The following is a 2,435-nucleotide window of genomic DNA, read 5'->3' on the forward strand; positions in this document are numbered from 1 at the left end:
CTGCCGCCGGGTTCGCCCTTGATCGGCCGACCCGACAACGAAGCCGCAGCCAAGCTCGCGCCGGTTCCGTCGCCACCGCTGGCGACCGCGGCGGACAAGCTGCCGATCGGCAAACTCAAGCCGGCCGCCGGCTTCAATATCGAGGTCTTTGCGAGCGGCATGGCGAACGCCCGTTCGTTGGCGCTCGGCGACAAGGGCACGGTGTTCGTCGGCAGCCGCCTGGTCGACAAGGTCTATGCCATCATCGACAAGGACGGCAAACGCGAGGTCAAGGTTTTGGCCTCCGGCCTGTACCGGCCGAACGGCGTCGCCTTCCACGACGGCACGCTCTACATCGCGGAGCTGTCGCGCATCTCCAAGATCGAGCACGTCGAGGACGTTCTCGACAATCCGCCGAAGCCGACGGTCATCTATGACAACCTGCCGAAAGACGAAGCTCATGGCTGGAAGTTCATCGCGGTCGGCCCGGACAACAAGCTCTATGTCCCGGTCGGGCAGCCCGGCAACAACGTGCTGCATGACGACGCCCATGGCCAGATCCGGCGGATCAATCTCGATGGGTCGGGTGCGGAAGTGGTCGCCTATGGCGTCCGCAACTCAGTCGGCTTCGACTGGAATCCCGAGACCAAGCAGATGTACTTCACCGACAATGGCCGCGACTGGCTGTCGGAAGACGTGCCCGAGGACAAGCTCAACCGGGTCACCAAGGTGGGCGAGGATTTTGGCGTGCCCTATTGCTACCAGGGCAATATCCCCGATCCCGACTTCGGCTGGGGCCACTCCTGCAGCGAGTTCACCCCGCCGGTTGGGCTGATGGGACCGCACGCGGCGGCGCTCGGCATGCGCTTCTATACCGGCAGCATGTTCCCGAACTCGTTCAGGAACGAGATCATCCTGGCGCGGCACGGCTCCTGGAACAGGACCAACAAGTTCGGCGGCGACGTGGTCGTGGTCAGGCTGGAGAAGGATGGCAAGGTCCAGTCGATCGAACCCCTGGTCACCGGCTTCCTGGAGAACAACAAGTATATCGGCCGGCCGGTCGACGTGCTGCAGCTCAAGGATGGCTCGATGCTGGTCTCCGACGATTATAACGGCGCCGTCTATCGCATCAGCTACGGCAAGCAAAACGTCTCGGCGCAGTAATCTCATGTATCATTCCGGGGCGCGCTCCGCGCGCCCCGGAATGACGGCTGGAATGACGAAAGACGTCGCGTATGCGTAAACTGGGTGTGGTGCTGGCGTTGGCTTTGGTCGCGTCATCCGGACAGGCCGAAACCATCGAACAGCGCGCCGCCCCCTGTCTCGGCTGCCATGGCGAGCAGGGCCAGTCGCAGACCGAGAACATTCCGTCGCTGGGCGGCCAGCAGGCGGCTTACGCGCTGGTCCAGCTCTTCATGTTCCGCGAGAAGCTGCGCAGCTTCGCGCCGATGAACGAGATGGCGAAGTTGCTGAGCGACGACGATCTTCGCAGCTTTTCCGACTACATCGCGAAACTGCCCAAGCCGCAGCCGCCGGCGGATGCCGGCGATCCCGCCCGCATCCAGCGCGCCCAGCTGCTCGCTGCACGGTATCACTGCAGTTCCTGCCACAGGCCGGATTTCTCCGGCGGCGACAATGTTCCGCGCATCGCCGACCAGCGCGAAGACTACCTCGCCAAGACGCTGTCCGAATACAAGGACAACAGCCGCCACGGCTATGATGGCACCATGGCGGACGTGATGCAGCCGGTCACGTCCGACCAGATCGCTGATCTTGCCTATTATATCGCCCGCGTGCACTGAATCATTGCTCTCCGTTTGCCGGTGGCCTTGCCTCGGCTGTGGCGCTACAAGACGGCAACACAACGGAGTTGGACATGGACGATCTCTGGCGCCTGTCGGCCGCCGACCTCGCAGCCCTCATCAGGTCGAAACAGGTTTCCGCCAAGGAGGCGGCGACATCGGCGCTGGCGCGCCTCGACGCGGTCAACCCTGCGATCAACGCGGTCGTCGACCATCGGCCGGAGGACGTGCTGCGCCAGGCCGCGGGAGTCGATGCGGCGCTGGCGCGCGGCGAGGACACGGGCGCCCTTTCGGGCGTGCCGGTGACGGTGAAGGCCAATATCGATCAGCAGGGCTTTGCCACCACCAACGGCCTGAAACTGCAGCGCGACCTGATCGCTGCGAGCAACAGCCCGGTGATCGACAATCTGCGCCAGGCCGGCGCCGTCATTTTGGGGCGCACCAATTGTCCGGCGTTTTCCTACCGATGGTTCACCACCAATCTGATCCATGGCGAAACCAAAAATCCGCGTGATCCCTCGATCACGCCGGGCGGCTCGTCCGGCGGCGCCGGCGCCGCGGTGGCTGCCGGTATCGGCCACATCGCGCACGGCACCGATATTGCGGGCTCGATCCGCTATCCGGCCTACGCCTGCGGCGTGCACGGGTTGCGGC

3 protein-coding genes are annotated in these 2,435 nt (G+C 64.4%); all 3 read left to right on the forward strand.

Annotated features, from left to right (window positions below; genetic code table 11):
- Positions 1–1,143: PQQ-dependent sugar dehydrogenase (locus WCB02_RS26285; RefSeq protein ID WP_423962683.1), on the forward strand; the 1,143-nt coding region annotated here is incomplete at its 5' end.
- Positions 1,144–1,214: 71 nt separating this feature from the next.
- Positions 1,215–1,781, forward strand: coding sequence for a c-type cytochrome (locus WCB02_RS26290; RefSeq protein WP_423962684.1), 567 nt, complete (start codon positions 1,215–1,217; stop codon positions 1,779–1,781).
- Between the two features lie 74 nt (positions 1,782–1,855).
- Positions 1,856–2,435, forward strand: a 580-nt coding sequence (locus WCB02_RS26295) for an amidase family protein (RefSeq protein ID WP_423962685.1), incomplete at its 3' end; no start/stop codon positions are given.

The organism is Bradyrhizobium sp. (assembly GCF_049581145.1).
GTDB lineage: Bacteria > Pseudomonadota > Alphaproteobacteria > Rhizobiales > Xanthobacteraceae > Bradyrhizobium.

Excerpts from the sequence above, each read along its gene's own strand:
- WCB02_RS26290 (WP_423962684.1), top strand. The coding sequence starts at position 1,215 with ATGCGTAAACTGGGTGTGGTGCTGGCGTTGGCTTTGGTCGCGTCATCC.